23 protein-coding genes, 1 tRNA gene and 1 pseudogene are annotated in these 21339 nt (G+C 73.5%); 10 read left to right on the top strand and 15 right to left on the bottom strand.

Features of this window, described 5'->3' with window-relative positions; genetic code table 11:
- Window positions 1-62: 62 nt before the first annotated feature.
- Both trmB and ACWDYJ_RS27455 read left to right on the top strand, forming a co-directional pair.
- Window positions 63-881: a tRNA (guanosine(46)-N7)-methyltransferase TrmB gene (gene trmB, locus ACWDYJ_RS27460; RefSeq protein WP_451568268.1), complete on the top strand. Its 819-nt coding sequence runs from the start codon at window positions 63-65 to the stop codon at window positions 879-881.
- A 94-nt stretch (window positions 882-975) separates the two neighbouring features.
- The gene (locus ACWDYJ_RS27455; RefSeq protein WP_451568276.1) at window positions 976-2277 is read left to right on the top strand and encodes a PrsW family intramembrane metalloprotease; all 1302 of its coding nucleotides are present in this window, start codon (window positions 976-978) and stop codon (window positions 2275-2277) included.
- Here ACWDYJ_RS27455 and ACWDYJ_RS27450 read toward each other — a convergent pair.
- The 5 genes from ACWDYJ_RS27450 to ACWDYJ_RS27430 all read right to left on the bottom strand — a co-directional run bounded on the left by ACWDYJ_RS27450 (window position 2274) and on the right by ACWDYJ_RS27430 (window position 6691).
- The gene (locus ACWDYJ_RS27450; RefSeq protein WP_451568267.1) at window positions 2274-3341 is read right to left on the bottom strand and encodes a M23 family metallopeptidase; all 1068 of its coding nucleotides are present in this window, start codon (window positions 3339-3341) and stop codon (window positions 2274-2276) included. The genes ACWDYJ_RS27455 and ACWDYJ_RS27450 overlap by 4 nt on opposite strands.
- A gap of 340 nt (window positions 3342-3681) precedes the next feature.
- The gene (locus tag ACWDYJ_RS27445) at window positions 3682-4857 is read right to left on the bottom strand and encodes a PP2C family protein-serine/threonine phosphatase (protein ID WP_451568266.1); all 1176 of its coding nucleotides are present in this window, start codon (window positions 4855-4857) and stop codon (window positions 3682-3684) included.
- A gap of 161 nt (window positions 4858-5018) precedes the next feature.
- Window positions 5019-5092, bottom strand: a tRNA-Met gene (locus ACWDYJ_RS27440).
- Between the two features lie 127 nt (window positions 5093-5219).
- Window positions 5220-6134, bottom strand: coding sequence for a hypothetical protein (locus ACWDYJ_RS27435; RefSeq protein WP_451568265.1), 915 nt, complete (start codon window positions 6132-6134; stop codon window positions 5220-5222).
- Window positions 6135-6295: 161 nt separating this feature from the next.
- Window positions 6296-6691: a hypothetical protein gene (locus tag ACWDYJ_RS27430; RefSeq protein ID WP_451568264.1), complete on the bottom strand. Its 396-nt coding sequence runs from the start codon at window positions 6689-6691 to the stop codon at window positions 6296-6298.
- Between the two features lie 380 nt (window positions 6692-7071).
- Between ACWDYJ_RS27430 and ACWDYJ_RS27425 the strand changes: the two genes are divergently transcribed.
- Window positions 7072-7374 carry a hypothetical protein gene (locus tag ACWDYJ_RS27425; protein ID WP_451568263.1) on the top strand — a complete coding sequence of 101 codons (303 nt, stop codon included), beginning with the start codon at window positions 7072-7074 and terminating at the stop codon, window positions 7372-7374.
- Window positions 7375-7534: 160 nt separating this feature from the next.
- Here the strand turns inward: ACWDYJ_RS27425 and ACWDYJ_RS27420 are convergent, their stop codons facing one another.
- Complete coding sequence (locus tag ACWDYJ_RS27420) at window positions 7535-8245, bottom strand: FadR/GntR family transcriptional regulator (RefSeq protein WP_451568262.1); 711 nt, start codon at window positions 8243-8245, stop codon at window positions 7535-7537.
- A 133-nt stretch (window positions 8246-8378) separates the two neighbouring features.
- Between ACWDYJ_RS27420 and ACWDYJ_RS27415 the strand changes: the two genes are divergently transcribed.
- Window positions 8379-8900, top strand: a complete 522-nt coding sequence (locus tag ACWDYJ_RS27415; protein WP_451568261.1) for a gluconokinase — start codon at window positions 8379-8381, stop codon at window positions 8898-8900.
- Between the two features lie 21 nt (window positions 8901-8921).
- Window positions 8922-10319, top strand: a complete 1398-nt coding sequence (locus ACWDYJ_RS27410) for a GntT/GntP/DsdX family permease (RefSeq protein WP_451568260.1) — start codon at window positions 8922-8924, stop codon at window positions 10317-10319.
- On the opposite strand, the gene ACWDYJ_RS27405 is transcribed toward ACWDYJ_RS27410, so the two are convergent.
- Together ACWDYJ_RS27405 and ACWDYJ_RS27400 are read right to left on the bottom strand one after the other, a co-directional pair.
- On the bottom strand, window positions 10305-10877 hold the full coding sequence (locus tag ACWDYJ_RS27405; protein WP_451568259.1) for a LysR substrate-binding domain-containing protein: 573 nt from the start codon (window positions 10875-10877) through the stop codon (window positions 10305-10307). The two genes, ACWDYJ_RS27410 and ACWDYJ_RS27405, sit on opposite strands and share 15 nt — an antisense overlap.
- A 196-nt stretch (window positions 10878-11073) precedes the next feature.
- Window positions 11074-11199: pseudogene (locus ACWDYJ_RS27400) on the bottom strand (LysR family transcriptional regulator); the annotation flags it as partial.
- A gap of 119 nt (window positions 11200-11318) precedes the next feature.
- Between ACWDYJ_RS27400 and ACWDYJ_RS27395 the strand changes: the two are divergent.
- Window positions 11319-11783 (top strand): cupin domain-containing protein, encoded by a 465-nt coding sequence (locus ACWDYJ_RS27395; RefSeq protein WP_451568258.1) that lies wholly within the window; start codon window positions 11319-11321, stop codon window positions 11781-11783.
- 3 nt (window positions 11784-11786) lie between these two features.
- On the opposite strand, the gene ACWDYJ_RS27390 is transcribed toward ACWDYJ_RS27395, so the two are convergent.
- The 4 genes from ACWDYJ_RS27390 to ACWDYJ_RS27375 form a co-directional block, all read right to left on the bottom strand.
- A complete protein-coding gene (locus ACWDYJ_RS27390) occupies window positions 11787-12056 on the bottom strand; it encodes a hypothetical protein (protein ID WP_451568257.1) in 270 nt (89 codons plus the stop codon).
- Window positions 12053-12772 carry a hypothetical protein gene (locus ACWDYJ_RS27385; RefSeq protein ID WP_451568256.1) on the bottom strand — a complete coding sequence of 240 codons (720 nt, stop codon included), beginning with the start codon at window positions 12770-12772 and terminating at the stop codon, window positions 12053-12055. Before ACWDYJ_RS27385 ends, ACWDYJ_RS27390 begins: the two co-directional genes overlap by 4 nt.
- Before the next feature lie 352 nt (window positions 12773-13124).
- Window positions 13125-13640: a protein-tyrosine phosphatase family protein gene (locus tag ACWDYJ_RS27380; protein ID WP_451568255.1), complete on the bottom strand. Its 516-nt coding sequence runs from the start codon at window positions 13638-13640 to the stop codon at window positions 13125-13127.
- Window positions 13641-13705: 65 nt separating this feature from the next.
- Entirely contained in the window at window positions 13706-14527 is an 822-nt protein-coding gene (locus ACWDYJ_RS27375; protein ID WP_451568254.1) for a hypothetical protein, read from the bottom strand.
- 163 nt (window positions 14528-14690) lie between these two features.
- Here ACWDYJ_RS27375 and ACWDYJ_RS27370 point away from each other — a divergent pair, with 163 nt between their 5' ends.
- The 3 genes from ACWDYJ_RS27370 (at window position 14691) to ACWDYJ_RS27360 (ending at window position 18039) form a co-directional block, all read left to right on the top strand.
- Window positions 14691-16169, top strand: coding sequence for an MFS transporter (locus ACWDYJ_RS27370; RefSeq protein WP_451568253.1), 1479 nt, complete (start codon window positions 14691-14693; stop codon window positions 16167-16169).
- 68 nt (window positions 16170-16237) lie between these two features.
- Window positions 16238-17383, top strand: coding sequence for an agmatine deiminase family protein (locus tag ACWDYJ_RS27365; RefSeq protein WP_451568252.1), 1146 nt, complete (start codon window positions 16238-16240; stop codon window positions 17381-17383).
- A 5-nt stretch (window positions 17384-17388) separates the two neighbouring features.
- The gene (locus tag ACWDYJ_RS27360; protein ID WP_451568251.1) at window positions 17389-18039 is read left to right on the top strand and encodes a DUF6629 family protein; all 651 of its coding nucleotides are present in this window, start codon (window positions 17389-17391) and stop codon (window positions 18037-18039) included.
- Here ACWDYJ_RS27360 and ACWDYJ_RS27355 read toward each other — a convergent pair.
- From ACWDYJ_RS27355 to ACWDYJ_RS27345, 3 genes are read right to left on the bottom strand one after another with little or no spacing between them, the layout of a single operon-like run.
- Window positions 18003-18182 carry a DUF6126 family protein gene (locus ACWDYJ_RS27355; protein ID WP_451568250.1) on the bottom strand — a complete coding sequence of 60 codons (180 nt, stop codon included), beginning with the start codon at window positions 18180-18182 and terminating at the stop codon, window positions 18003-18005. The genes ACWDYJ_RS27360 and ACWDYJ_RS27355 overlap by 37 nt on opposite strands.
- Before the next feature lie 10 nt (window positions 18183-18192).
- Entirely contained in the window at window positions 18193-18813 is a 621-nt protein-coding gene (locus tag ACWDYJ_RS27350) for a helix-turn-helix domain-containing protein (RefSeq protein WP_451568249.1), read from the bottom strand.
- Between the two features lie 58 nt (window positions 18814-18871).
- Window positions 18872-20410, bottom strand: coding sequence for an ATP-dependent DNA ligase (locus ACWDYJ_RS27345; protein ID WP_451568248.1), 1539 nt, complete (start codon window positions 20408-20410; stop codon window positions 18872-18874).
- A 153-nt stretch (window positions 20411-20563) separates the two neighbouring features.
- Between ACWDYJ_RS27345 and ACWDYJ_RS27340 the strand changes: the two genes are divergently transcribed.
- Window positions 20564-21339: alpha/beta hydrolase (locus ACWDYJ_RS27340; RefSeq protein ID WP_451568247.1), on the top strand; the 776-nt coding region annotated here is incomplete at its 3' end.

The following is a 21339-nucleotide window of genomic DNA, read 5'->3' as shown; positions in this document are numbered from 1 at the left end:
GCTCCCCGCACCCCGTCGGCCAGGGCCACGGCGAGGCGCTCCCGTCGTAGAATCAGGGCATTGTGTCTGAGTCCCCGAATCCCCAGCCCAGCCTCCCGGACACCGCGCCGGAGGCGACCTCGTACGTGCCCCCCAAGTGGCGCACCGAGCCCCGCTTCCCCGACGGCCCCACGCCCGACCCGGCCGGCTCCCACTTCGAGCGCCGCATCCGCAGCTTCCAGCCGCGCCGCAGCCGCGTCACCACCGGCCAGGGCGAGGCGCTGAAGCGCCTGTGGGGCACCTGGGGCCTGGACATCGACGGCCACGAGGTCATCGACCTGAAGCAGCTCTTCGACGGCCTCCCCGTCGTCCTCGAGATCGGTTTCGGCATGGGCGAGGCCACCGCCCAGATGGCCGCCGCCGACCCGGAGACCGGGATCCTCGCCGCCGACGTGCACACCCCCGGCCAGGGCAACCTCCTCGCCCTCGCCGAGCGGGGCGGGCTGAGCAACGTCCGCGTCGCCAACGGCGACGCGATCATCCTGCTCCGCGAGATGCTGGCGCCCGACTCCCTCGCCGGGCTGCGCGTGTACTTCCCGGACCCGTGGCCCAAGGTCCGCCACCACAAGCGCCGGCTGATCCAGCCCGAGTTCCTCGATCTGGCCGCCACCCGGCTGGCGCCCGGGGCCGTGCTGCACTGCGCGACCGACTGGGAGCCGTACGCCGAGCAGATGCTCGAAGTGCTCACCGCGCACCCCGCCTTCGAGAACACCCAGACGGACGGCGGGTACGCGCCCCGCCCCGACTTCCGTCCCCTCACCCGCTTCGAGGGCCAGGGACTCGACAAGGGCCACGTCGTACACGACTTGCTCTTCCGTCGCGTCGATACGACCAAGAACTGACAACGTCACTGCGAGTGTCCGACCCACTCGCTAGGGTCATCATGTGTTCCGAGCGCTCTCCCGTGTGCTCGCACGCCCGTCGGGCACGGCCCGCATGTGCGTGCTCGTCGCCCTGCTCACCGCCACCGGGATCGCCATCCTCGAACTCGTGCGGGAGGAGACCGGCACCGCCGGTTTCTTCGTGGGCCTCGGCCTGGCCCTGCTGCCGGTCCCGCCGCTCATGGCGGCCTTCCGGTGGCTCGGCCGGGCCGCGCCCGGGCCCTGGCGGCAGTCGCTGTTCTGCTTCGGCTGGGGAGCCTGCACCGCGGCGCTGATCGCGATACTGGCCAACAACTTCGCCACGCAGTGGATAGCCGCAGCCACAGCCGACCCCTCCGACGCCGACCAGCTCGGCTCGGTGGCGATCGCCCCGGTCGTGGAGGAGAGCGCCAAGGCGGCCGCGCTGCTCCTCGTCTTCGTCTTCCGAAGGCGGCACTTCACCGGGCCCGCCGACGGGTTCGTGCTCGCCGGGTTCACCGCCATCGGCTTCGCCTTCACCGAGAACATCCTCTACTTGGGCAACGCCTTCTACGAGGACGTGGCCAACGGCACCGGCGTACTGGACTCCGTGACGGCGGCGACCTTCTTCGTACGGGTCGTGCTGTCGCCGTTCGCGCACCCGCTGTTCACCGTGCTCACCGGCCTCGGCTTCGGCGCGGCCGCGCTCAGTACCCGCCGTGCGCACAGGGCGGGCCTGCCGCTGCTGGGTCTGGGCCTCGCCATGGGCGCGCACGCGCTGTGGAACGGCTCTTCGCACTTCGGGGAGTACGGGTTCTACGTGGTCTACGGCTGCGTGATGGTCCCGGCGTTCGCGCTGCTGCTGTGGCTCGCCGTGCGGATACGGCGTCACCGGCTGCGGGCCGTCGCCGCCGAGCTGGCGGTGTACGCCTCCGCGGGCTGGCTCGGCCCGGCGGAAGTGCCGGCCCTGGCATCGATGCCGGCCCGCTCTCTGGCGCGCGCACTGGCCCGCAGTACGGGTGGCCGCCCCGCGGCGCGCGCGGTGTCCCGGTACGTGGCGGACGCCGCCGCCCTGGCCCTGCTGCGTCAGCGCGCCCGACGGGCGGGCCCGGCCCGGGAGCCCGATTTCGCCGAGCGGGAGCGGGAGTTGCTGCACCGGCTCCGGCTGCGCCGGGCCACGGCCGCGCCCGCCCTGGCCCGGGCGGCGGTGATGGAGGAGTTGCTGCCGCCGTGGTTCGACCCCCTGGCCGGGCGCCGGGTCCCGACGGAGAGCGCGAAGACCAGGGAGACCACGCCGCTCCCCGCGGCCGGGCCGACCGCCGTACCGACCCCCAGACGGGCGATCCCCTCACCCCTCAGCCACTCGGCGCCCCAAGGGCTGTCCCGGGCCGGTTCCTAGACGCTGAGCCCCTTCGAGTTCAGCCATGCCAGCGGGTCCACGGTCGAACCGCCCTTGCGCACTTCGAGGTGCAGGTGGGCGCCGGTGACGTTGCCGGTCGCGCCGACCCGGCCGATGGTCTCGCCCCCGGCCACCGAGCCGGAGGTCACCGACATCGAGGACAGGTGGCAGTACCAGACCTCCGTACCGTCGGCGAGCTGGAGCACGATCCGGTAGCCGTACGCGCCGGACCAGCCCGCCGAGATGATCTTGCCGCCGCTCACGGCCTTGACCGGGGTGCCGGTCGGGGCCGCGAGGTCGAGGCCCGTGTGGTAGCCCGAGGACCACATGGAGCCGGCCACGCCGTAGTGCGAGGTGATCGTGTAGGCGGAGGTCGGCAGGAAGTATCCGCCCGCCGGCTTCGCGACCGGCGCCGTCACGGCCGCGGCTTCCGCCTTGGCCTTGGCTTCGGCCTCGGCGGCCGCCAGCTTGTCCGCGGCGACCTTGTCCGCTGCCGCCTTCTCGGCGGCCGCGCGAACCGCCTCGGCCTCCTTGTCGGCCGCTTCCCGCTGGGTCCTGGCTTCCTGGGCGGCGGCTTCGCGGGCGATCCGCTCGGCCTCCGTCTGGGCCGCGGCCTCGACGGCGTCCTGCTCGGCCTCGGCCTGCAGGAGGATGCGGCTGCGCAGCGCCTCTCCCGCGTCGGCCTGTTCCTGCGCGCCGGCCTGCCGGGGAATGCCCGCCGTTCGGGCGCCGCCCTGGCCGGTGGTCCCGGCGCCGCTCTCGGCGCCCGCGTCGTCGGTGGTGTGTCCCGAGCCGCCGCCCATGAGGTCGGGGAGGGAGGGCATCGATATGGCCAGCTGGGGCCGGTCCTGCGCGGTGGCGATGCCGCCGGCGCCGACCGCCGCGATGACGCCGACGCCGAGCACGGTCGAGCTGCGGGCGAGTCCGCCGCGCTGCCTGAGGACGCGGTGCTTGCCGCGGACCGCCCGGGCGGAGTCCTCGGTGGGGTTCCACTCGCCCCAGGCTCCGGCCGTGGGCGCCTCCTGGGCATCGAGGCCTTCGGGGGCAGGCGAGTTGGAGGCCACTTGGGCACACTCCTCATGGGCACGCACGCGCACGGCGCCGTCTCTTGCGACGGCTGGGACGACCGCGCTGCGTTATCGAACGGTAATATACGCAGGGGAGTGATTCCAAGCTGTTGCGATTGATCGTTAACGCCAATCAGCCACTGACCGCACAGCTTTGGCCTGAACATTCGGACCGATTCAGATCAACTCGGGCGAAAATTGGTAGGTTTACCCACCGATTCGACCACACCACCCACATGACGATCCGTCAGTACACTCGCACTGAGCACCGCGCGCACTACGCAGGGTGACATTGCAAGGTCACGCGTCATGTACTGCGCATCACGGCATCACGGCATCACGCGTCACGCCGCACCACCGGAACCGTCCGTCGGCGCTCCGGCTGCCCCTCCACCGGCCGGCCCACCGCCAGCAACGCCATGTCGTCGGTCGCCGCACCGCCCGTGTGGCGGCGTACGTCGCTGCTGATCGCGTCGAGCAGCGCGTCGGGCCCCGGGAAGACCCGGCCCCGCAGCCGGACCGCCGGATCGTAGAAGACCCCCGCCGCGTCGCGAGCCTCCGTCAGCCCGTCCGTGTACAGCAGCAGGGTGCTGCCGGTGGGGAAGGCCCACTCCCCGACCGCCCGGTCCGGCAGGCCTGGCGCGAGCTCGCCCAGGCCCAGCGGCAGCGCGGGCTCGGCCGGGGCGAGCACCCCCAGTCCGCCGTCCGCGTAGAGCAGCAGCGGCTCGGGGTGGCCCCGGTTGACCAGCCGGATCAGCTGCGCCCCCGGCGGGATCTCCCCGAGCACGCACGTCGTGAACCCCTCCACCGCGTCCAGGCTGTCCCGCCGGGTGCCCTCACGGGCCAGCGCCCGCTCCAGCCGCTGCGCGACCCCCTCCAGGGTGGGCTCGGTCTCCGCCGCCTCCCGGAAGGCGCCCAGCACCACCGCGACGGCCTCCACCGCCCCCATCCCCTTGCCACGTACGTCGCCCACCGCGAGCCGCACCCCGTACGGGGTGTCCTGGACGGCATAGAGATCCCCGCCGATGAAGGCGTCGGCCTGCGCGGCCTCGTACGAGGCGGCGACGCGCAGCCCCGCGATCCGCTCGGCCGGCGTCGGCAGTACGGCCCGCTGGGCGACCTCGGCGATCCCGCGCGCCGAGGCGAGCCGCTCGCCGCTGCGCCGGACGACCCGGTTGGTCAGCAGGGCCAGCGCGGAGACGGTCAGTACGGTCGCCAGCTCGGTCAGCGCCTCGACGTTCCAGCTGGTGCCGTTGCGGGCGTGCAGGCCCACGATCACGAGCGAGGAGGCGGCGCCGGTCAGCGCGGTCGCCCGGAGGGTGTAGAGCGGGGCCGCGATCAGTGGGGCGGCGGAGAAGAAGGGGGAGCCCGTGAAGCCGGGCGGGGTCAGCAGGTCGAAGAGGAGCCCGACGAGGATCAGCAGCACCGGCAGGACCCGCACGATCCGCCGGGCCGCGCCGTCCTCGGCGCCGGTCGCGCCTTCGCCGTTGCCCTGCCGGCCCAGCCGCGCCACGCTGCTCTCCTGCCGCCCGGTCCGCCACGCCCCCCTCAAGGCTGGCGGCACGGGCCCTCGTACGGCGACCGGGCCGGGCCGATCGGGTGATGGCGCGATCGCGGCATCCGCGCACACGACGAAGGCCCGGTTCCACAAGGGAACCGGGCCTTCGTACTGAGTAGCGGGGACAGGATTTGAACCTGCGACCTCTGGGTTATGAGCCCAGCGAGCTACCGAGCTGCTCCACCCCGCGTCGGTAAACCCAACTCTACGTCATCCGGGGGACGCTGCCGACCAATTAACCTCCCACCTGCCCCTGTCACCCCCATCCCCGCAGGTCAGACCCCCTACAGATGCCCCACGGCCGGGCTTGCCCGTGGTCAGGAGCCGGCCGCGAGCAGGGAGGCCGCGAGCCGCATCCGCTCGTCGAGCTGCTCTTTCACCTGGTCGAGCGTCTCGGCGTTCTGCTCGATCAGCCGCTTCTGGTAGGCGGTCTCCACCGTGTACCAGATGCCCACCAGGTTGGTCCTCCTCTTGCACTCCACGTCCTGCTGGGCGAGGGCGATCGCCTGTGGGCTGCCCAGGTTGGAGTCGTCGATGCCCGGCGGCTGGTCCATCGGGCCGGCCATGGCGTGTCCGTGGCTTCCCATGCACCTGCTCCACGCCTCGGTCGCCTCGCGGACCCGGCTGTCCTTCCGGGACCGGGCGAAGGCGTCGAAGCCGAGGTTCTGCGGAATCATGATGTCCAGCGTGTCCTTGGACGGCGCGTACAGCTTGAGGGCGCTCTCGCGCAGGCAGCCGCCCGCAGGCACCTTCTGTCCGCCGACGGCCGTGGTCGCCACGTCGGACTTCTCCGCCTCCTCCTGCCTCATCGGCACCGGCAGGGCCGGGTCGACCTCCAGCCCGTGCAGCACCAGCTTCTCGTTGGGCCCCAGGGGATCCTCCAGTGGCTTCTGGGTGCTGCCCATCTTCGGGTTCGTGTAGCCGATCCGAGCCGCCTCGGCGGCATCGGAGAGGCCGTACCGCCGGCTCTCGTCGTCCTTGCGCGCCGAGGCGGCCTGCCGCCGCAGCTGGTAGCGGAAGCCGTAGCGCCGCATGCACTGGTCGACGAGTACGTCCTGCGCCTCGTCGAGCAGCCCGCGCTGCCGGGCGTCCGGCACGTAGGAAGCCAGCGGGAAGGCGAGGGTCCGGCTTTCGAGCAGCGTCGGCACGGCGCCGATCGGGGGTTCCACGCCGGAGTCGCCGGCGCCCGTACCGCCCGACTGTGCGCACCCGGTCAGAAGGAGCGTCAGCACGAGTGCGGAAACCGTCAGGGCAGGAGGTACGGGACGACGCGGCGAGAACATGGTGGCTACGGCTCCGATGCGGGACGACTACGACGCGGGCGGGCGGCAGCCCCGCCCGGCAGTTTCGGGCGAGGCTGCCATTTCACATGTGGGGCTGTCTGCGGATGCGCCTAGTTGAAGTAGGCCGAGGAAATCGAGTTGGTGAAGGTCGCGCTGGTATTGCCCTTGACACCGGCCGGAATGGTGGCGCCGTATCCCGCGCCCTTCCAGTCGGTGTGCACGTTCCACGAGTAGACGTCCCGGTTGGAGTAGGACTCCGTATAGTCGTTCGTGACCTGCCCGGCGCAGCTCTGCGTGCCCTTGAAGAGGTCGTCGGCGAAGTTGCTGTCCGAGGTGTAGAGGTCGAAGACCGAGCTCTGCTGATTCTGGTAGCAGAACAGGCCGAACTCCCGCTCCGTGAGCCAGCCGTCCTTCTCGGTGGCCGAGGCCGAACCGGCGCTTATGCCGATGGTGGCGAGCGTCAGGCCGGCGGCCGCGACGGCGCCCAGTGAACTACGAAACTTCATCAGTCATGCCTTTCAGCCAAGCTGTCGTGTTTTCGGTGGTCAGGATCTCGGTCATTACGGGCTGTCTGACCGTCAGGAAGTGGATCACGCCTTGATGGCACCTCACAACTGCCCCTGAGTCCAGAGGCTTTGGACTTATCGCTGACCTATGGTGTGTTGATACAAAGCGCCTTAGGAGGCCTGCTGTGCCATTTCGACCGGCCCGATCCGCGGCCGTCCCAGCTCTGCTCTCCGCCCTCTTCCTGCTGTCCGGCTGTGCCGGGGGAGGTTCCGCTTCACCCTCCCCCGAGACGTCTGCCCCGCGGTCCGGCCAGGCCAAGGGAGTCGTCGATCCGAAGCAGGCCGCCTTTTTCCAGTGCCTCAAGGAAAAGGGACTGCCGATGCGGGAAACCGATTCCGGGATCCCGGTCGTGGATTCGGCCAGTGCCGATCCGGCCAAGGTCAAGGAAGCCGAAGGCGCCTGCGAAAGCCACCGCCCGCTTCCCCCGGTGAGCACCGAACAGCACACCGCGGCAAAGGAGTTCACCGCCTGCATGCGGGCGAACGGCGTTCCCGGTTTCCCCGACCCCGATCCGCGGACCGCGCAGCACGACATGGCAGAACTCGGCCTGAAGGACTCACCGGAGGGCGTCTCGGCCCTGACGACGTGCGGCAATGAGGGCAGGTCGAAGACCGCCGGCTAGGGGCTGTCCCGTAATCCCCGGTGGATCAGCGCACGGCGTCAGATGCGGTGCCTCGCAAGGCGGAGGGGCGTCCTCATACTGGGCGTATTCGGGCGCTCCGACAACGCGGCGAGGCGCCGTAGCTGTCGTCGTGCGCCCGCCGGGGATTACGGGACAGCCCTTAGGGGGCGAGTACGTCCAGCTCGTCCAGAGCGCCGAGCGCGATCTCCCGCGTCAGGGCCTCGGCGCGGGAGGAGTCGCCTTCGCGCACCGCTTCGGCGACCCGCACGTGGAGGGTGACGGCGGCCGGATCGGGGTCGTGGAACATCACGGCGTGCTCCGTGCGGCCGGTGAGCACCTCCGCGACGACATCGCCCAGCCGGGCGAACATCTCGTTGCCGGAGGCGTTCAGCACGATCCGGTGAAAGGCGATGTCGTGGTGCAGGTACCCCTCGAGCTGGTGGCCGCGGGAGGTGCGGACCATGCCGAGGGCCGCCTCGGTGAGTTCGGCGCACTGGTCGGGGGTGGCCCGGGCGGCGGCGAGCCCTGCCGCGACGGGTTCGATCGCGGAGCGCAGCACGGTCAGGGAGCGCAGCTGGCGGGGGCGGTCGGCGCCGGCGAGCCGCCAGCGGATGACGCGCGGGTCGTAGACGTTCCACTCCTCGGCGGGGCGGACGGTGACGCCGACGCGCCGGCGGGACTCCACCAGGTGCATGGATTCCAGGACCCGGACGACCTCCCGGACCACCGTGCGCGAGGCGTCGAAGCGCTCGGCGATCTCGTCGGTGCGCAGGACGCTGCCCGGCGGGTGCTCCCGCGCCGTGATCGCGAGGCCGAGGGTGTCCAGCACGCGGGAGTGGAGGCCCTGGCCAGGACTGCCTTCGGTGGTCATGGCGCAAGCGTACGGTGACGCCTTCACCCACCACAGATATGATGTTTCACGCCACACTCTTGAATAAGTACTACTTAATGCGCTTCAGTGGTGCCCGCACGAACCGATGTCGACGAGGACAGCGAGGTACGGCGTGAGCACGCAGCGCGTCATTGTGGTGATGGGCGTGGCCGGCACGGGCAAGACGACCGTGGGCCGGCTGCTCGCGGACGCGCTCGGCATTCCGTACGCGGAGGGCGACGCCTTCCACCCGGCGGCCAATGTCGCCAAGATGTCGGCCGGCACCCCCCTGGACGACGCGGACCGGTGGCCGTGGCTGGACGCCATCGGCGACTGGATCCGCCAACGGGCCGGGAGCGGTGGCGCGGTGGTCGCGGCTTCCGCGCTCAAGCGGTCCTATCGGGACCGGCTGCGCGCCGCCGCGCCCCGGACGGTGTTCGTCCACCTCACCGGTGAACGCCCGCTGATCGAGCGGCGGATGGCGGCCCGCACGGGCCACTTCATGCCCACCGCCCTGCTGGATTCGCAGTTCGCCACCCTGGAGCCGCTCCAGGAGGACGAACTCGGCGTCGCCGTCGACGTGTCCGGATCCCCGGAAGAGATCACCGAACGGGCGCTGGCCGCCCTCCGTCAGCTCCGTACGCCCGAGAGCTAGAGAACCGAAGGAAACGTCTCCGTGACCCGTCTCAGCGTCGAGACACTGGCGGCGGCCGGCACCGGACCGATCACCTCGGCCGGGAACACCCAGCTGGGTATCGCCGTCCTCGCCGGCATCGCCGTCATCGTCCTGCTCATCACCCGCCTCAAGCTGCACGCCTTCCTGGCGCTGACGCTCGGCTCCCTCGCCCTCGGGGTCTTCGCGGGCGCGCCGTTGGCCAAGACCCTCACCAGCTTCACCGCCGGCCTCGGCTCCACGGTCGCGGGCGTGGGGGTTCTCATCGCGCTCGGCGCGATCCTCGGGAAACTGCTGGCCGACTCCGGCGGCGCTGACGAGATCGTGGACACGATCCTCGCCCGCGCCAAGGGCCGGGCCATGCCCTGGGCGATGGTGCTGATCGCCTCGGTGATCGGGCTGCCGCTCTTCTTCGAGGTCGGCATCGTGCTGCTGATCCCGGTGGTCCTGCTGGTCGCGAAGCGGGGCAACTACTCCCTCATGCGGATCGGCATTCCGGCGTTGGCCGGCCTGTCGGTGATGCACGGGCTGATCCCGCCGCACCCCGGGCCACTGGTCGCCATCGACGCGCTCCACGCGAACCTGGGCGTCACCCTCGCCCTCGGCGTAGTCGTCGCCGTCCCGACCGTGATCATCTCCGGGCCGCTGTTCGCCCGGTACGCGGCCCGCTGGGTGGACGTACCGGCGCCGGAGCACATGATCCCGCAGCGCCCGACGGCGGAGCCGGGGCACCGCCCGCGCTTCGGGGCCACGGTCTTCACGGTGCTGCTGCCGGTGGTCCTGATGCTGGTGAAGGCCCTGGTCGACATCCTCGTCAACGACCCGGCCAACGGGGTGCAACGGGTCACGGACGTCGCCGGATCCCCGCTGATCGCGCTGCTCGCCGCGGTCCTCGTGGGCATGGTCACGCTCGGCCGGGCGGCCGGTTTCACCCGGGCCCGGCTGTCCGTCACGGTCGAGAAGTCGCTGGCCCCGATCGCGGGCATCCTGCTGATCGTGGGCGCGGGCGGCGGCTTCAAGCAGACCCTGATCGACGCGGGCGTCGGCCAGATGATCCTCGACCTGTCGAAGGACTGGGCGATACCGACCCTGCTGCTCGCCTGGCTGATCGCCGTGGCCATCCGCCTGGCCACCGGTTCGGCGACGGTGGCCACCATCTCGGCCGCAGGCCTGGTGGCCCCGCTCGCCGCGGGCATGCCGACCGCCGAGACCTCGCTGCTGGTCCTCGCCATCGGAGCGGGCTCACTGTTCTTCAGCCACGTCAACGACGCCGGATTCTGGCTGGTCAAGGAGTACTTCGGGCTGAGCGTCGGCCAGACCCTCAAGACCTGGTCGGTGATGGAGACCGTCATCTCGGTGGTCGGCCTGGGCTTCGTCCTGCTGCTCTCACTCGTCCTGTGACCACCGGGGCCCGGCGGCCGCGGCCACGAGGAGATGCCGCACCGCCGCGGCGGGCGGGCCCGGCGGGACCGCCAGGTAAGTCGTCAGCGCGGGGGCGGTCAACGGGCGGATCGTGGTACGCGGCGGCTTCGGCAGCGGCCCCACCTCGTAGAACACCGTCCACGACGGGGTCTCGGGGGCCGCGCCGATCGCCGTGAGGGTGGCCTGCGGATCGGTGAAGGGCGGGCCTTGCGGCACGGCGGCGCCCAGAGCCCGGGTGATCAGGTCGTGGAACGGCGGATTCTGCTCCCGGGGTGCCAGGCGCACCGGAAGGTGCGCGAGCCGGTCCGGGCTCAGGGCCGGGGCCTCGGCAAGAGGGTGACCGGCCGGCAGGGCGACGTACAGCGGATCCTCCCAGAGCGGCAGCACCTCCAGGCCGGCGGCCGTGGATACGGCCCGCACGAGCGCCGCGTCCAGCTCGCCGCAGCGGACGGCCTCCAGGCGCCCGGTCACCGGCAGCCGGCTCAGCCGGACCCGGAGCCGGAGCCGGGGTACGCGAGCGGCCAGCTCGTCCAGCAACCGGTAGATGGTCCCCCGGCCCGTGGATCATGCCCAGCCGCAGCGTCCCTTCCTCCCCCGAGCCGATGCCGGCCGCCACCTCCCGCATGCGGTCGGCGGCAGCGGCGAGGACGGCCCGCGCCTCCGTCAGCAGGCGCTCCCCGGCGGCGGTCAGGCGCACCCGTCGCGCGGTGCGGTCGACGAGGGTCAGGGCCGGCTCACGTTCGAGCCGGCCGATCTGCTGGCTGACCGCCGACTGGACGATGTGCAGCCGCTCGGCTGCCCGGCCGAAGCCCTGCTCCTCGGCCACCGCCACGAAATACCGCAGCTGCCGCAGCTCCATCCGCGTCCCCCGTCCCTCGCGATCAGTGATCGTTCCACCAGGCGAACGGCGCTGGTTCGGCGGCTGTTCCCCGGGTCGAATGGAGGCGTTGGCGGACGTACGGCGAAAGGGCGGCGACGATGACAGAAAACACCCGGACGGGCGCGCTGGTCGTGGGCGCCGGGGAGGCGGAGCAGGTGCCGCTGCCCAGCGGCGGAGCCTTCCGGCTGCTGGCGGACGGGGGCGCGGCGGGCGTGAACCGGCTCACCCTCGGCGAGGGTGCGCCGTGGGCGCCGAACCATCTCCACAGGCGGTCGGCCGAGCTGTTCTACGTGCTCGGCGGGGCCGCGGACTTCCTGTTGGACGGCGAACCCGCGCGGGTGGACGCGGGCGGGCTGGTCCTCGTACCGCCGGGCCTGCCGCACGCGTTCGGGGCTGCGCCCGGCGGGGGCGCCGACCTGCTGGTGGTGCTGACGCCGGGAGTGGAGCGGTTCGGGTACTTCCGGGCGCTCGGGCGGATCCAGCACGGTCTGGAGCCCTTCGAGGGACTGCTGGGCGACCAGGAGAGGTACGACGTTCACTTCGTCGGCGCGGCGGCGGGCTGACGGTCAGCCGGTACGTCGTTCCTCGTCGAGCTGCGCGGCGGCCAGGGCGAAGCCGTTCGCGGCGGTGGCGCAGCGGTCGGCGAGCGTGGAGACCTCGGCGCGGAAGGCGGCGCCGCGGGGGCCCGGCCACTCCAGCGCGGCGGCGCTCGCGCGCAGTGTCCGGGCGTGCGAGCGCAGGGCGGCGGCGTGGGTGCGCAGGCCGTCGACCGGACCCGGCGGGTGGGGGCGCAGCTGCGGGAGTTCGCAGGTCCGGGGGCGGGTGGAGTCGGTCATCGGCGGTGTCCTCGACGGTCGAAGAGGCGGGAGCGGAGCGGGCGGCGCAGGCGGGTGGCGGGGCCGGGGCCGCGGTGGAAGAAGGCCCAGAACGCGGCGCCGAGCCCGAGGAGCGGCTCGGCGGTCACCGCCCGGCCGGTGGCGACCTGCCAGCCCGCGTGGTCGTTGAAGGGGTTCTCGTCGGTGAGGGCGTTCCAGGCGAGGATGTCAGCGAAGGAGGGCGTCAGCAGGGCGAAGGCCCGCCCGGCGCCCCGGTCACGCATGATCTCCCGGAACAGGCGGACGGCCTCGGCCTGGCGGTCCTCCTCCACGGCCTTGAGAACGGCCGCCGATCCGGGGTCTTCACGGAGTTCGGGGCGGGCCGCGCTCGCGGCCCGGATCCGCGCCTTGAGCCCGCAGACGGCGAGGGTGACCGCCAGGCTTTCCCGCCGGGCCAGGATCCCGGCGAGCCGCCCGGCTCCGGCCACGCGCCGGCCGCGCGGGGCCCAGCCGAGCCCCGCCGGGTCGGTGAGGGTGCGCAGCAGGGTGCGCCAGGCGAGACGGGGGCGGCCTCCCCGGGCCAGGGCGACGGTGGGCAGGCGGGCGCCGAGGGCGAGGCCGGAGGCGTAGCGGGCGGCCTCGCCGACCGCGTCGGCGGCGTCGGCGAGTTCGCGGCACAGGCCTTCCAGCAGGTCTGCGTCCGGGGAGGTGGACGCGGGGGTCGCGGTGTCGGACATGGGGTCCTCGCGTGGTTCGGCGGGGGAAGGGGATGGGGATCGGGATGGGGGACGGAGCGGACGGGAACGAGGGCCGGCGGAGCGGAAGCCGCGCGCGTCAGCGGCGGGGAGGCCTCGGGGGCGTCCGGCGGGTCAGGGTCGGACAGTCCGGGCCGGCAGGTGCCGTGGGGGCCACGGTCCGCCGCGACACTCCCGTGTGCCCCGGGGGTCCGGCGTCGTGGACGGCGGGGCCGGAAGCGGGCGCCCGCCCTCGGCGTCCGTACGCATCCGGTACCTCCCCACGGCCGGAAATCAACGGTCGGTGACATCGGGATCACCGTACGTCGCCCGTGAAAGCTCCGCGCTCCGAGCGCTACCCGAGGGGGTCGGGCTCCGCGAGCAGCGCCGCGGCGTCCAGGCCGGTGGCGAGGTAGGACGTGAAGACTTCGTTGTGCAGCGCCCAGGGAGAGCGTCGGCGGCGGACGAGCGCGATGGCCTCGTCGGGCGTCAGGCCGCGCTCGACCAGGCACTGGGCGACGACGAGGCCGGACCGGTTGTAGCCCGCGTAACAGCGCACGAGGGTGATGAGGCCCTCGTCCAGGGCGAGTGCGGCGGCGCGGGCCAGGCGCTGGACGGTGCGGAGCTGGCCGGCGGAGAGGGTCGCGTCGGGCATCTCCGCGACGAGGTGCTCGGCGCGCGGGGCGGGCCCGTGGCCCGGCCGGGTGTACAGGCTGATGACGAGGTCGAACTCGTCGACCGCGACGGCGGGCAGCAGTTCCCCCGCCGGGTCGGTCCAGTAGTGGCCGCCCATCCAGAGGCCGGGCGCGACCTCGTCCCACGGGGCCTGCGGGCCGGGTATGTCGCGGCGCTTCTGGCGGGTCTGGTCCATGCGGGTCGCGCCTCCTCCGGCGGGTACCCGAAATCGTATCCAACACCACGTCAGGAAGGGCCCGTTCAGCCGAACACGGCCTCCCGGAAGGCGGTACGGAGCGGGACGCCGGGGGGCGTCGGGGCGCTGGGGGCGCTCGGGGCGCTCTGGGCGTCCGGTGCACTCGGGGCGTCCGGTGCGCTCGGGAGGAGGACCGCCCAGCGTCGGTGGCGGGCGGAGACCCACAGGGCGGGACCGTCGTCGGCCGGGGCGTGGTGGGCCCAGACGCCGTGGGGGGCGGGGTGCCAGAGGAGGCCGCGGGCGGGGGTGAGTTCGCCGGTGCGGATGCGCAGGGACTCGGACGTCCAGTCGTGGCTGATGCCCGCCCGCCCGCCGGGCTCCGCCGGGTCCGCCGGATTCCGCGGGTCCGCCGCAGCGAGGACGTGGCGCAGGAAGCGGACGAGGTCGGCGAGCGGCGCGCGCAGGGTGCCGTCGGCGAACCGGGTGCGCGTCATGCCGAGGGGGCGCCAGATCCGGGTGGCGGCGAGATCGGCGAGGGGACTGCCGGAGAGGTGTTCGGCGAGGCGGGTGAGGGCGGCCGTACCGCCGTGGTGCGTGAGCAGGTGGTGGGCGGTCGTCCCGTCGGGGGTGTCGGCGGCGGAGGCGTCCCCGTAGGCGGCGAGCGGTGTGTGCAGGAGGAGCGCGCCCTCGTCGACGAGGCTTCCGATGGCGGGCCAGACCGCGAGGACGGCGACGAGCCCGTCCACGTCGGTCTCGGTGCTCCCTGCGCTGCCGCCGTCCGATCCGGCGTGGACCCCGTCGGGTCCGCCGACAGCCCAGACGGCCCCGGGAGCGGCGGCGTCCAGGAGGGCCCGGATCCGTTCTGACTGATGGGTCTGGGACGTCATGGTGCCCCACGCTAACCGCCTGCCGGGGCACCCCGCAGCACGTCGCCACCCGGCCCACCCGAATGATGGACGGCCGGTGAGAGGCCCGCGGGAGGGGCGCCCGGAAGCCCCGCGATCGGTCCGCCCGGTGGCCTTCCCCGGCCGGGCAGGCCAGCCTGGGGACATGACCGCGCCCGCGCCCGGTGTTCCGCTCGGCTCCGCCCGGGGCCGGTGGATCGTGCTCGCCACGGTGCTCGGCTCGGGCATGGCCATGCTGGACGCGACCGTGGTCAACGTCGCCCTCCCCAGCATCGGGCGGGACCTCGACGCCGATCTGGCGGTGCTCCAGTGGACCGTGAACGCCTACCTGCTGACCCTCGCCGGGCTGATCCTGGTCGGCGGGGCGCTCGGCGACCGGTTCGGGCGGCGCCGGATCTTCGTACTCGGCGTGGTCTGGTTCGCGGTGGGCTCGCTGCTGTGCGGGCTCGCGCCGAACGCCGGGGTGCTGGTGGCGGCCCGCGCGCTCCAGGGCATCGGCGGCGCGCTGCTGACCCCCGGTTCGCTGGCGCTGATCCAGGGCTCGCTCCGCGCGGAAGACCGGGCCCGGGCGGTGGGCCTGTGGTCGGGGCTGGGGGGTGTCGGCGCGGCCGTGGGGCCGTTCGTCGGCGGCTGGCTGGTGGACGGGCCGGGCTGGCGCTGGGTGTTCCTGCTGAACGTGCCGGTGGCCGCGCTGTGTGTGCCGGTGGCGCTGCGGCGCGTACCGGAATCACGGGATCCGGAGGCGCACGAGGGGTTCGACGTGGTCGGGGCGGCGCTGGGCGCGGCGGCGCTCACCCTGGTCACCTACGCCCTGATCGAGGCCCGGTCCGGCTCCGCGACCGTCGTCGCGGCGGCGGTGGGCGGGGTCCTGCTGGGCGCCGCGTTCGTGTACGTCGAGCGGCGGCGGGCCGATCCGATGCTGCCGCCCGAGATCTTCGCCTCCCGGCAGTTCACCGCCGTCAATCTGGTCACCCTGTGCGTGTACGCGGCCTTCGGCGGCTTCTTCTTCCTCGTCGTGCTCCAGCTCCAGGTGGTCGCCGGGTACTCGGCCCTGGCCGCCGGGGCCGCGCTGCTGCCCACGACCGCGCTGATGCTGCTGCTGTCGGCGCAGGCGGCGGCGGTCGGGGAGCGGATCGGGCCGCGGATCCCCCTCACGGTGGGGCCGCTGCTGTGCGCGGCCGGGGTGCTGCTGACGCTGCGGGTGGGGCCGGGAGCCTCCTACGCCGCCGACGTGCTGCCGGCTCTGGTGGTGATGGGCGCCGGCCTGGTGACCTTGGTGGCTCCGCTGACCGCGACCGTGCTGGCCTCCGTGGATCCGGGCCGGGCGGGTCTGGCCAGCGGCATCAACAACGCCGCCGCGCGGGTCGCCGGACTCCTCGCCGTGGCGGCTCTGCCGCTGCTGTCCGGGATGGATCCGGACGCGTACCTGTCGCCGGACGCCTTCGACGCCGCCTACGGGCGGGCGATGCCCTGGTGCGCCGGGCTCCTGGTGGTCGGCGCGGCGCTGGCCTGGGCGACCGTACGCGTGCCCGCGTCCGGGGCCCCCCGAACGCAGTGCCGTACGCAGTGCGGGGTCAATTCCCCGCCGCTCGAGCCGCCGGAGGCGGGAGGGCGGGCGTCTTGACTGAAATTTCAGTCAGTGCGAGGGTTCCTGAACCCGCGCTTCCCCGTCCGGCCCTTTCGGAGGCCCGCATGAGTCCAACGAATCCGCTGAATCCACGCCGCAGAACCCTGCTGCGCTCGGCGGCAGCCGGAGCGGCGGGGATCGTCCTTTCCTCCTCCGCCGCTCAGCCCGCGACGGCGGGCGGTGCGGCGCGGACCGGGCGCCGGATGACCGTGCCCGGCGACCACGTCCCGCACCTGCGCACCTGGATGGCGTGGCCCTCCAGCCGTTCCCTCTGGGGCCCCGACCTCGCCGGGGTGCAGCGGGACATCGCCCTGATCGCCCGTACCGTCGCCCGCTACGAGCCGGTGCTGATGTGCGCGGCCGACGCGAGCGCGGCCGCCACCGCGCGGGCACGCTGCGGATCCGCCGTCACCGTCACCTCCTCCCTCCCCGTCGACGACCTGTGGATGCGCGACACCGGCCCGGTCTTCCGCCGCGACGGCGCGGGTTGCGTGGACGCCGTCGGGCTGAACTTCAACGGCTGGGGCGGCAAACAGCCCCACCGCGAGGACGCCGGCGTCGCCCGGCTGATCGCCGCCCGCGAGTCGCTGCCGTTCACCCGGACCGCCTTCACCGGCGAGGGCGGCGCCGTCGAGACCGACGGCGACGGCACCCTCATGGCCACCGAGAGCAGCCTGGTCAACGAGAACCGCAACCCCGGCCTGAGCAGGGCCCAGGTCGAGGCCGAGGTCCTCGCCGCGTACGGCGCGGACCGGATGATCTGGGTCCCCGGGATCAAGGGCCAGGACATCACCGACGACCACATCGATGTCACGTCCCGGTTCGTCCGCCCCGGCGTCGTGATGGTCCAGGTGCCTCCTGCGGACCGCACCGACATCTGGGCGAAGGACGCCCGCGAACAGCTGGCGATCCTCTCCGCGGCCACCGACGCCAAGGGCCGCCGTCTCCAGGTCCTGCGCGTCGACGGCCCGGTGACACCGCGCTCCGACCACCCCGACTTCGTCGACTCCTACCTCAACTTCCACCTCGTCAACGGTGCGGTGATCACCGCCCGGTTCGGGGACGGCGCCCGGGACGCCGGAGCGCGGCAGGCGCTGGCCGCCGCCTTCCCCGGCCGGGAAGTGGTCCAGCTCGACGTGGACCGGCTGATGGGCGGAGGCGGGGGCATCCACTGCTCGACGATGCAGCAGCCCGCCCCCGTCGACGCCTGATCCTCATGTGCTGGAGCGCGGCGGCGGATCTGACGGCGGGCACCCTCATCACCGCCGTGGGCCTGGTGTGCGTGGCGCGCGTGCGGCGGGCCCGGGACCTGCCCGTCGCCGCGCTGCCGCTGCTGCTGGGCGCGCACCAGCTGGTGGAGGCCGCCGTCTGGCGGTCGGACGGCGGCTGCGGGCCGGCCGCGACGGCCTGGGCGGTGATCGCCCTGCCGCTGCTGCCGGTCTGGCTGCCCCTCGGGGTGCTGCTGGCCGCCGGACCGGGGGCCCGGCGCCGCCTGTGGGGGCCGGCGGCCGTCGGTCCGGCCACGGCGGCGGTGCTCGCGTACTGCCTGGCGACGCGGCCGGTGTCCGCCGAGATCCGGGGGCACACGATCGGCTACGGCGTGGATGTGCCGTACGTGCCGCTGGTGCTGGCGGGCTACCTGTTCGCCACGCTCGGCGCGCTGCTGCTGGCCGGTGATCGGTGGCTGCGGCTGCTGGGTGCCGTGCTGGCCGCCGGGGCGGTGCTCTGCGCGGCGCTGTGGCGGCTGGAGTTCGCCTCCACCTGGTGCGCCTTCGCGGCGGTGGCGTCGCTGCTGGTGTTCGGCTGGGTCCGGCGCCCGGCGGCGTCCCCTTACTGGTTCTCGGCGCCCAGCACGAAGAGCAGGTAGACGAAGAAGGCGAAGAGGTGGCCGACGAACAGGTAGGCGATCAGCCGGATGATCAGGCCGCGCGGGAATTTCGACTCGATCCGGCGGAGCACGCTCGGCGCGGACGCCGGCTGCGGCTCCGTGGGCTGCGGTGCGTGTGACACGTTCTCTCCCTCATCGGTGGTGCGTGGTGGTGGCGCCGCCGAGGCACAGGCCGGCGAGGCTGCTCTGCAGCAGGGTGTGGACGAACAGCAGCTCGGCCCCGCCGGACTCGGCCGCGCCGATGCGGTGCGCGGTGAGGGAGTCGAAGTGCGCGCTGTCCCCCGGCTCCAGCAGGTGTTCGCTCTCCCCCAGGTGCAGCCGCAGCCGTCCGGTGAGCACGTACAGCCATTCCTCCCCGGGATGGACGCGGACCAGCTCGCCCTGGCCGCGGCCGTAGGGGACGTGCACGCGCAGCGCCTGCATCCCGCGTCCGGAGCCGCCGGCCCGCCAGTACGTCCACCCGTCGGCCTCGCGGGCCCCGGGACCGCCCGCCCGTACGATGGGATCGGCCGCGGCCGGGGTCTCGCCGAGCAGTTCGGAGACCGTCGTACCGTAGGTGCGGGCGAGCCCGAGCAGCAGCGGCAGCGAGGGCTGGCGCCGGCCGGTCTCCAGCCGGGAGAGGTGTGCGGGCGAGAGCCGGGCCCGTGCGGCGGCCGCCTCCAGGGTGAGTCCGGCGCGTCGGCGCAGGTCACGCAGTTGCGGGGCCACGGTGGGGAGGTCGTCGCGGACGCCGTCGGGTCCGTCAGGGGTCATACCCCGATTGAGCCAGAGTGTTACCTTGCTGGCAATCTTCCGTGCCTCTGAGGCAAACTCACCCGGACCGGCCGCCCTGCTCCAGCACGGTTTCCACCGTGTCGGCCTCCTCCGCGCTCTTGTCCGGGCGGTGCCGCAGCACCCGGGCGAAGCGCAGGGCGACCCCCGCCGGATAGCGGGAGGAGCGTTGCAGGCCGTCGTAGGCGATCTCGACGACCAGCTCCGGCCTGACCCGCACCGTGAAGCCGTCGTCGCCCACCGACAGCTCGCGCAGCCGCCCGGTCTGCCAGCGCAGCATCTCGTCGGTGAGCCCCTTGAAGGTCTTGCCGAGCATGGCGTACGTGCCGTCGGCGGCCCGCGCGCCCAGGTGCAGGTTCGACAGCAGGCCGGTGCGCCGGCCGTGGCCCCATTCGGCGGCGAGGACGACCAGGTCGAGGGTGTGGACCGGTTTCACCTTGAGCCAGTGCCTGCCGCGCCGGCCCGCCGCGTAGACGGAGTCCAGCGCCTTGACCATCACCCCCTCGTGCCCGCGTCGCAGGCTCTCCGCCGCGAACTCCTCGGCCTGCTCCCCCTGCGCGGCCGGGTCCTCGACCGCCAGGCGGCGGATCCGGGCGGTCTCGGGGACGAGGGCGGCGAGCGCCGCGTACCGCTCGCGGACCGGCAGGTCGAGCAGCACGTCCTCACCGGAGACCAGCAGGTCGAAGAAGTAGGCGCTCACGGGGAGGGTCCGCCGCGCCGCCGCCACGTCCATCCGGGAGCCGACCCGGCTCGCGATCTCCTGGAACGGCACCGGTCGGCCGTCGGGCGCCTGCCCGATGACCTCGCCGTCGAGGACGAACCGCTCCCCCGGCAGGCTCCGGGCCAGCTCGGCCACCTCAGGGAGCCGGTCGGTGATCTCGTCCAGGGAGCGCGTGTAGATCCGTACCTCGTCCCCCTCCCGGTGCACCTGGACGCGGATCCCGTCGAGTTTCTCCTCCACGGCGCAGGGCCCGAGCGCGGACAGGGCCTCGGCCACGGACTTGGCGCTCCCGGCCAGCATGGGCTGTACGGGCTGCCCGACGCGCAGGGTCACCGAGCCCAGCGCCGTCTCTCCCCCGGCCAGCACCGCCGACGCCACCCGGGCCAGCGAGCCGTCCAGCATCACGGCCCGGCGCAGGGCGGCGGCCGGCACCCCGGCAGCCGCCGCCACCCCTTCCAGGGCGACCGCGTCCAACGCGCCCTGGCGTACTTCCCCGGACAGCAGGCTGCGCAGGAACCGCTGTTCGGCCGCGGTGGCGGCGCCCAGCAGGCCGTCCATGATCCGGCGGCGCTCGGCCTGGGACCCCGGGCCGGCGACGGCGGCGAGTTCGGTCACGGCCTCGTCGACGGCGCTGACGCTCAGCGTGGGCAGGGCGGCGGGGGCGATCTCGCGGCCGAGTGTGCGCCAGCCGATGCCCGGACGGCCCTGTGGGAGACGCCCGGAGAGGTAGGAGATCACCAGGCCGGCCTCCTCGGGGGGCGCGGCCGCGAACAGCTCGGCGAGCAGGGCGGTCTTGCGGGACCGGGCGGAGGTCTCGGCCACCTCCCGGGACACGCGCGCGACCTCGGCGAGCAGCATGGGGCCCATCTTCCCGCTACCCCGCGTCCCCCGCAGGTCGCGGGGTCGTACGGCAGGCGCGGTATGCGGGCGGCGGCGTGTACTCCTCGAGAAGGTGCCGGGGTCCCCCTGAGGGAGCTCGGGGAAGCGGATCCCGGGCTTTAGGGTTCCGGTATGAAGCTCCGACCGCCCCGGCGCCGCCGAGACCGCCTGCTCACCGGCGCCGCCGCACTCGCCGTCCTGGCGGGGGCCGGCACCTGGACGGCCACCGCCGCGTCCGGCGACGCCCCGGCCCCGCACCGCGTGGACCAGGTGGTGAAGATGCCGGGCGTGCCGACGCCCGGCGTGGACACCCCGGCCGCCGCGATCGACATCGACACCTCCTACTTCACCGCCGGAGACGCGGCGAGGAAACGCCCCGCCGTGCTCCTCGGGCACGGCTTCGGCGGCAGCAAGGACGACGTCCGCGCCCAGGCGGAGCGCCTCGCCCGCGACGGGTACGCCGTCCTGACCTGGTCGGCGCGCGGCTTCGGCCGCTCCGGCGGCCGGATCGGGCTCAACGATCCCGAGCACGAGGTCAAGGACGTCTCCGCGCTCGTCGACTGGCTCGCCCGGCGCCCCGAGGTACGGCTCGACGCCGACGGGGATCCGCGGGTCGGCGTGGCCGGGGCCTCGTACGGCGGGGCGGTCTCGCTGCTGGCGGCCGGGTACGACCGGCGGGTGGACGCGATCGCCCCGCAGATCACGTACTGGAATCTGGCGGACTCCCTCTTCCCCCAGGGCGTCTTCAAGAAGCTCTGGGCCGGCATCTTCTTCACCACCGGCGCGGCGGGCGGCCTCCAGCCGGCGCAGCCGCCCGCCGGCGCGGGAGTCCCGCCGGTGCAGGCCCATCGCCAGGGACAGCCGGGAGGAGTTGCCGTCGGCCGCGACGACCAGCGGGGCGTGGAAGG

Source organism: Streptomyces sp. NPDC003042 (assembly GCF_053591315.1).
Note: the sequence above shows the minus strand (reverse complement) of the source record. Positions and strands in the feature narration are given on the sequence as shown.

What these genes read in the sequence shown, in the direction of transcription:
- ACWDYJ_RS27365 (WP_451568252.1), top strand. Translation starts at nt 16,238, where the DNA reads ATGAGTCCAACGAATCCGCTGAATCCACGCCGCAGAACCCTGCTGCGC.
- ACWDYJ_RS27385 (WP_451568256.1), bottom strand. Translation starts at nt 12,772, where the DNA reads ATGTCCGACACCGCGACCCCCGCGTCCACCTCCCCGGACGCAGACCTG.
- ACWDYJ_RS27395 (WP_451568258.1), top strand. Translation starts at nt 11,319, where the DNA reads ATGACAGAAAACACCCGGACGGGCGCGCTGGTCGTGGGCGCCGGGGAG.
- ACWDYJ_RS27360 (WP_451568251.1), top strand. Translation starts at nt 17,389, where the DNA reads ATGTGCTGGAGCGCGGCGGCGGATCTGACGGCGGGCACCCTCATCACC.
- ACWDYJ_RS27420 (WP_451568262.1), bottom strand. Translation starts at nt 8,245, where the DNA reads ATGACCACCGAAGGCAGTCCTGGCCAGGGCCTCCACTCCCGCGTGCTG.
- ACWDYJ_RS27390 (WP_451568257.1), bottom strand. Translation starts at nt 12,056, where the DNA reads ATGACCGACTCCACCCGCCCCCGGACCTGCGAACTCCCGCAGCTGCGC.
- ACWDYJ_RS27345 (WP_451568248.1), bottom strand. Translation starts at nt 20,410, where the DNA reads ATGCTGCTCGCCGAGGTCGCGCGCGTGTCCCGGGAGGTGGCCGAGACC.
- ACWDYJ_RS27350 (WP_451568249.1), bottom strand. Translation starts at nt 18,813, where the DNA reads ATGACCCCTGACGGACCCGACGGCGTCCGCGACGACCTCCCCACCGTG.
- ACWDYJ_RS27380 (WP_451568255.1), bottom strand. Translation starts at nt 13,640, where the DNA reads ATGGACCAGACCCGCCAGAAGCGCCGCGACATACCCGGCCCGCAGGCC.
- ACWDYJ_RS27375 (WP_451568254.1), bottom strand. Translation starts at nt 14,527, where the DNA reads ATGACGTCCCAGACCCATCAGTCAGAACGGATCCGGGCCCTCCTGGAC.
- ACWDYJ_RS27425 (WP_451568263.1), top strand. Translation starts at nt 7,072, where the DNA reads ATGCGGGAAACCGATTCCGGGATCCCGGTCGTGGATTCGGCCAGTGCC.
- ACWDYJ_RS27430 (WP_451568264.1), bottom strand. Translation starts at nt 6,691, where the DNA reads ATGAAGTTTCGTAGTTCACTGGGCGCCGTCGCGGCCGCCGGCCTGACG.
- ACWDYJ_RS27455 (WP_451568276.1), top strand. Translation starts at nt 976, where the DNA reads ATGTGCGTGCTCGTCGCCCTGCTCACCGCCACCGGGATCGCCATCCTC.
- ACWDYJ_RS27370 (WP_451568253.1), top strand. Translation starts at nt 14,691, where the DNA reads ATGACCGCGCCCGCGCCCGGTGTTCCGCTCGGCTCCGCCCGGGGCCGG.